Origin of the sequence: Bacteroides ilei (assembly GCF_900128495.1) — a bacterium.
GTDB lineage: Bacteria > Bacteroidota > Bacteroidia > Bacteroidales > Bacteroidaceae > Phocaeicola > Phocaeicola ilei.
This window is the reverse complement of the sequence record NZ_LT635814.1, coordinates 1-6,691: the sequence shown is the minus strand read 5'-3', so window position 1 is coordinate 6,691 and position 6,691 is coordinate 1. Positions and strand designations below refer to the sequence as shown.

Genomic DNA, 6,691 nt, shown 5'->3' with positions numbered 1-6,691 from the left:
CCACGTAATTGGGCTAAATCCCATCAAACTTGTTCCGAATAGATACTATTAGTTCCGAATCGACTACAAATAACACCGATTCGGAACTAACTCACAAAATTTGCAACGTGGTTTGCCGAATGCTTACTGATAATAAGGAATAAAGAATTGTTTAAACTAAGAACCTAGAAAAGTGTATTCTTGCAAATTATACTCTTCTAGGTTAAGGATGTAAATTAAACTTCTCAAATGTCTTATTTGATCGTAATTCATATTTCTTCTATTTTTTAACCTTTAATTTTCCAAAATGCATCTCACTATTTCAGTTGAAAGGACTTCAATATTTTAAACTAAAATAAAAAATAGACTGTTTATTATATTTAAGCTAAGGATATTTGATTGCTATATTTTATTCACAAGAGAGAGTTTATTGCCATGACATTTTTCTCTCACGAAATGCCACCAAGTATTTTTACATATCGAACTTACGGACAACCAATATAAGCACTTGTTGAAAAATGTTCTAATATGCTTTATTATTTCGAATCCTGTCAAGCAAGTCGATAATCTTATGAATTTCAGAATAAGCTTTTAAATCTTCCGGAGTCTCTTGACATAAGAGACACAGCTTTTCCGAATTATTCATAGCTCTTTCCAAGTCGCCATTCTCTGTCAAGTATTTATAGAGGTTTGTCTTAATGAAATAGCGTTTTGTTTTTTCATATCCTGGCATATACTTCTGTAGTTCAGGGAGTAGTTGCTCGTAGCTTTCATATTTACGGCAAACTACATTAGGCAAAAAATGCAGCAGAAACCAAAACTCCGTACAAGGGTTAGTCTCTATGAATCTTACTTTATATCCATATTTTTTTGCAGAATACTTCTTCTTAGCATTTTGATAAAGCTGCATTTCAGAAGGAAATTGTAATAGTCTATCCATATCAAACAGGCATACTATATAATCATATTGCTTATTCAAATAGGACTCAACCAATTTCAATATATGGCGTATATCGCTATGTTGTGGAAAATCAGGAGCCACTTTAAATGGATAACGACAAGCTATTCTCAAAGAATCAAAGTAAAACCATTCTGTCTCTCCTTCTCCTATAATAGCAATACTTTTTGTTACTGTTTGTCCCATCACATCAATCATTTAAATCAAAATACTGGCTACCTAAGAATGGCAGTTTCACTAATTTACCTTGTTTATATGCATTATAAGGCGAGAGATTTTTATGCAGCCCTAAAGCTGAAAGACGAACCACATTTGTTTCTCCCTGTTCATCTTTATCCGTAAACCATATTGTATCACGGCGTATAAATTCCTCATTTAACAGGTTAATGTCATGAGTAGTCAATAACATTTGTGAAGTCTGATTGCTATTAGCCAAAAATACTTTTATGAAATAAGATAGCAATTCATAATGAATGCTTGTTTCAACTTCATCTATTGGTACAAACTGGTTCTTTTTCAGAAGGAAATTCAGTATTACAGCCATTCCTAAAAATCTCATAGTACCGTTTGATTCATACTCTTCAGATAATTCATACAAACCATTCCCAGCCTTATGAGTAAAAGTCAATTCTGTATTTGTGATTTTACCGTTCTTCAACATTTCTGATTTTGCATCATCATCAATGGGAGCTTTCTGAATCAGTTGTTCCAGTTCAGGCGTGATAAGTTCCTCTTCTTCATGAAGAGTAACATCTTCAATATTAAAATCCGAAGCCTTTAAAAAGTTCAAAACAAATTTTTTCAGATTTCCATCTTTGTCCTTATCCAAATGACGTTTCACATATCCCGACAAAAGCATTCCAGGAGCAAGAACATCTTTCACCTGCTTTGCAAAATAGTCATAGACATCATTTAGCTTAGTCTTCTCTACATTACTGTTTCCAAAAGCAGCAAGCACACTGCAATTGTTTATGGTGTTTCCTGCTATGGCATCCTGATTTTTCTTTGCCATTTTCAAGTTTGTTCCAAATTCTATAACTGAAGAATCTGTATCAGGATCATAGCTACGTCTATATAGTTTTGTAGGGCGTATGGATTCATATACAGTTAATGTTTCGGAATATATGCGCTTTTTATCAAGTTCAAAGCTAAGAATATACTTCAATTGGTTCACATAAAAAGACATAGACATCTTTGTCGTCTTAGTCTTTGATGTTTCGTCTAATAAAAAAGGAACAGCTCTAGTAGTATCATTACGACCTTTCGGTACCCTTAACACCAGCATTTTGAAAAAATCTATAGCTCTCAGCACATTGCTTTTACCTGACGCATTAGCCCCATATATTATTCCTATTTTCAGTAATCTTACGCCATCCTTAACTTCATAAGTGTATTCATCAGACATGAAACCGTCTGATGAAGGTTCAAAGCTTATTTTTTGAGTCGACCTTATTGAGTAGAAATTTTCTACTGTAAATTCTGCTATCATAATCAATCCATTTCTTCTTTGATTACAAATATACCAAATAAAGCAAGAAATACAATATTATATTACCCATTTTCGTAAATTTACTACATTTTTTCGACTTATAACAAAATAATATCAAATTATTCGCTTTGCCAACTTTACTTTACCCACGTACTAATATATACGTTCATTAAAGTAAAGTCAAATAGAGGAAAAAGGATTAATTCTATTTTCCCTTTGCTCAATAAAATGATATATGTTAAAACATCCTATTATTTAGTTGACATACTTGGCGAAAAACTCACGTATTATTTGTACGTTTGTAGACAAATAGAAAACTGGTGAACTTCAGTCGGAAAATCTAGATTTTCCACGGTTCTAATTTTATGTTGAAGAACAAACGTAGGAACAGCAAATTCAGGTTCAAAAACAACCCATTATGGACTAAAAAATACTTTTCTACTGTTTAAGATATAAATTTTTGATTATCAAATATATCTACATGTTGTATTGGGAAATGATAATGTAGTAGAATTAGGATATCAGATTCCTACTACTCTTTTTATTTTAGTATACAAAAAAGGAAAGCAATGTCATCACAAAATTCTGATATAAAAGAAATAATGGAACAAATTGTCCAGTTTACGAAAGAAAGAGACTGGGATCAGTTCCACAACGGAAAAGATTTAGCATTGGCTTTGTCTATTGAAGCCTCAGAATTAAACGAAGCATTTTTATGGAAACAACCAGATGAGGTGAATGTAGATAAAGTTAAAGAAGAATTAGCCGATATTATGAATTATGCATTTCTTATTGCTGATAAATACAAATTAGATATCAAAGAAATCATCTTGTCGAAATTGGCTAAAAATGCAGAAAAATATCCTGTTAACAAATCCAAAGGCAACGCTAAGAAATATACCGAATTATGATTGTATATCACGCCAGTAAAAAGGGATTCATCAATGATGTCTTCAATGGAACTATTGCGGACGATATTGATCACGCTTTTTTACTCCATTTAGGAAGACACACCTCCCCCAATGAAAAGCTATCATGGAAAAATTCTATGATGCATATGTATAAAGTAATCAATACACCAGATATTCCAGATACTTCAACAATTGCCATCGAGTATCAAATACCCCTTACGTCCAAACGTATTGATTTCATTATTTCTGGAGTTGATAATAATCAGCGTTCCAATATTGTCATTATTGAACTGAAACAATGGGAACAAGCAAAACTATCCAAAAAATCTGGTATCATACAAACTCATTTTCAACACGGTGAAAGTGAAACGGCACATCCTTCCTATCAGGCCTGGTCGTATGCTTATATGCTTCAAAACTATAATGAAACTGTACGCAAACAAAGTATACAACTCATGCCTTGCGCTTTCTTACATAACTACCAGGAAGATCATATCATCTCTAATGAATGCTATGCTGAGTACATAGTGAAAGCACCTTTATTTTTAAAGTCAGATGCAGGAAAACTACAAGATTTTATTAAGAAATATATCAAGTACGGTTCTAAAGAGGATATTATATATCTCATCGATAATGGTAAACTACGGCCTTCCAAGCAACTGGCTGACGCTCTAAACTCCATGTTACATGGAAATAGAGAGTTTGTATTATTGGATGATCAAAAGGTTGTATATGAAACTGCATTAAACTTGGCGAGAGAAGCCGCAAAAGGACCCAAACATGTTTTTATTGTAGAGGGGGGACCTGGCACAGGGAAAAGCGTTGTCGCCGTAAATCTATTAGTTGAATTGACTAAAGAAGGTGTTGTAGCTCAATATGTATCTAAAAATGCAGCACCACGTGATGTGTATACAGCTAAATTATCAGGGAGCTTTAAAAAAAGTTACATTAACAACTTGTTTGTAGGTAGCGGCAGTTTTATAGATACCCCACAGAACACTTTTGGAGCTCTAATTGTGGATGAAGCCCACAGACTAAATATGAAAAGTGGTCTCTACAGTAATTTAGGCGAAAACCAGATTCTTGAAATTATACAAGCAGCTCGTTTTTCCATATTTTTTGTCGATGACCGTCAAAGAGTACATATCAAAGATATAGGCTCCAAAGCTGCCATACAAAAATTTGCAGAATCGTGCGGAGCCATTGTACACACTGCTAAATTAAGTTCTCAATTTCGATGCAATGGTTCAGACGGTTACTTAAGTTGGCTCGATAACACTTTGCAGATTAAGGAAACAGCCAATATTCGGTTGGCTGCTGAAAATTACGATTTCAAGATTTTCTCAGACCCGAACCAATTATTTGAGGCTATCAAAGAAAAAAATAAAATCAACAACAAAGCACGTGTCGTAGCTGGATATTGCTGGGATTGGAACAGTAAAAAAAATCCCGATGACTATGACATCATCCTACCAGAATTTCATTTTAAAAAACGATGGAATCTGAATACAGATAAAAATTTATGGATTATAGGTAATAAGTCTATCGAAGAAATAGGTTGCATACATACATGCCAAGGATTGGAACTGGATTACATAGGAGTCATTATTGGTCCAGACATGCGTTATGAAAACGGACAGATTATTACTGATGTTACTCAACGTTCTAGTAACGATCAGTCTGTTAAAGGATTCAAGTCGCTCATTACACACAATAAAAGTAAAGCTCTGCAAGATGCCGATGAGATTATAAAAAACACATACCGCACTTTACTTACAAGAGGAATGAAAGGCTGTTATGTGTATTGTTGTGACAAAGCATTGGCTGAATATCTTGCAGCCCAATTGGAACCTCAACATGAGTCTGTTCCTGAATTGAGAATAGAACCAGAAGTCAATGACGAAGTGAAATACATTGATTTCCTGCCTTTATATTCCATACGGGCTGCATGTGGATATTTTGGGGAAGGAGAAATAGTTGATGAAAACGGTTGGATGAAAGTTGAAGGAATGGGAAAACTTAACCGGAATATGTTTATTGTACAGGCTGTAGGACATTCTATGGAACCGCTCATTCACGATGGAGATTATTGTGTCTTTAGGGCGAACCCAGCAGGTAGCCGACAAGGGAAAATTGTACTTGCTGAACACCATAATTACTATGATCCTGACTATACCGGCAGTTATTCTATCAAAACATATACCAGTAAGAAATCATTTGATGCAGAAGGAAATTGGGCTCATGAAGAGATTGTTCTGCAGCCCCAAAATACCGATTACTCACCTATCATTATTGAGGAAGAAAATGCAGATGAATTCCGAATTGTAGGTGAATTCATAGGTATTATACAGCCTGATAAGAAATAGTAAAAACAAGGAGTTCCTTAGCCAGTTCAAGACAGAAGCCAATGTAAGTAAGTTTCTTGCATCCCCGGGTGCTGGAGAAGATGCTTGAAGGCAAAATGAATGCTCATTTGGGTCATGAAAAGAATTCTGCGGCAGGTAATAACACCGACAACTCCCAGAATGGAAGTTATTCGAAGAAAATTTATGAGGATGTAAATTAAACTGTGTCAGCAAAGAGTAAAATAAAATATTAACTTTGCTAACACAGTTTTTTTATGAAAGAAGAATTTGATTTTGAAAGTATCAAGAACAAGGCTATTGAACAGTTAAAAGCGGGCAAGCCCTTGTTAGGTAAAGACGGTGCTTTTGCACCCCTATTGGAAAGTATATTGAATGCAGCTCTGGAAGGTGAAATGGATGCTCACCTGACAGAAGAAGAACGTCAGACGGGTAACCGTCGTAACGGTAAGATGCAGAAACAGGTCCAGACTCCATTGGGCGAGGTAACCGTATCTACTCCCCGTGACCGTAATTCAAGTTTTGATCCACAATTTATTAAAAAGCGTAAGACCATTCTGGCAGAGGGTGTTGCAGACCGTATAATCGGCCTGTATGCTCTTGGTAACAGCACACGCGAAATCAGCGACTGGATGGAAGAGAATCTTGGAAATCGTGTCTCGGCAGATACAATCAGCGCTATTACAGACCGTGTACTTCCGGAAATAAAGGCATGGAAATCACGCGTGCTTGATTCTGTATATCCCATAGTCTGGATGGATGCCATCCATTACAAGGTAACGGATGAACGTGGTTGTGCGGTTACACGTGCAATCTATAATGTGCTGGGTATTGACAAGGAAGGACATAAGGAGCTGCTCGGAATGTATATATCAAGGAATGAGGGAGCAAACTTCTGGCTCAGTGTGCTGACAGACCTTCAGAACCGTGGAGTCGAAGATATTCTTATTGCCTGTATAGACGGCTTGAAAGGTTTTCCTGACGCCATCCA

Annotated in this window: 5 protein-coding genes and 1 pseudogene; 4 read left to right on the top strand and 2 right to left on the bottom strand. The window is 35.5% G+C overall.

The genetic code is table 11. The annotated features are described in order from the left end of the window. Positions 1-502: 502 nt before the first annotated feature. Positions 503-1,123: an RloB family protein gene (locus BQ7489_RS17245; RefSeq protein ID WP_072532395.1), complete on the bottom strand. Its 621-nt coding sequence runs from the start codon at positions 1,121-1,123 to the stop codon at positions 503-505. A gap of 4 nt (positions 1,124-1,127) precedes the next feature. Beyond that, complete coding sequence (locus BQ7489_RS17240) at positions 1,128-2,426, bottom strand: AAA family ATPase (RefSeq protein ID WP_072532394.1); 1,299 nt, start codon at positions 2,424-2,426, stop codon at positions 1,128-1,130. Between the two features lie 569 nt (positions 2,427-2,995). Here BQ7489_RS17240 and BQ7489_RS17235 point away from each other — a divergent pair. From BQ7489_RS17235 to BQ7489_RS17225, 4 genes and pseudogenes are all read left to right on the top strand, one after another. Continuing rightward, the gene (locus tag BQ7489_RS17235; RefSeq protein ID WP_072532393.1) at positions 2,996-3,337 is read left to right on the top strand and encodes a nucleotide pyrophosphohydrolase; all 342 of its coding nucleotides are present in this window, start codon (positions 2,996-2,998) and stop codon (positions 3,335-3,337) included. Then, positions 3,334-5,703, top strand: a complete 2,370-nt coding sequence (locus BQ7489_RS17230) for a DNA/RNA helicase domain-containing protein (RefSeq protein WP_072532392.1) — start codon at positions 3,334-3,336, stop codon at positions 5,701-5,703. Before BQ7489_RS17235 ends, BQ7489_RS17230 begins: the two co-directional genes overlap by 4 nt. Then, positions 5,690-5,885, top strand: a pseudogene (locus BQ7489_RS18000) (IS256 family transposase); the annotation flags it as partial. The gene BQ7489_RS17230 and the pseudogene BQ7489_RS18000, both read left to right, overlap by 14 nt. Positions 5,886-5,957: 72 nt before the next feature. After that, on the top strand, positions 5,958-6,691 hold a 734-nt coding region (locus tag BQ7489_RS17225; RefSeq protein WP_113745311.1), incomplete at its 3' end, for an IS256 family transposase.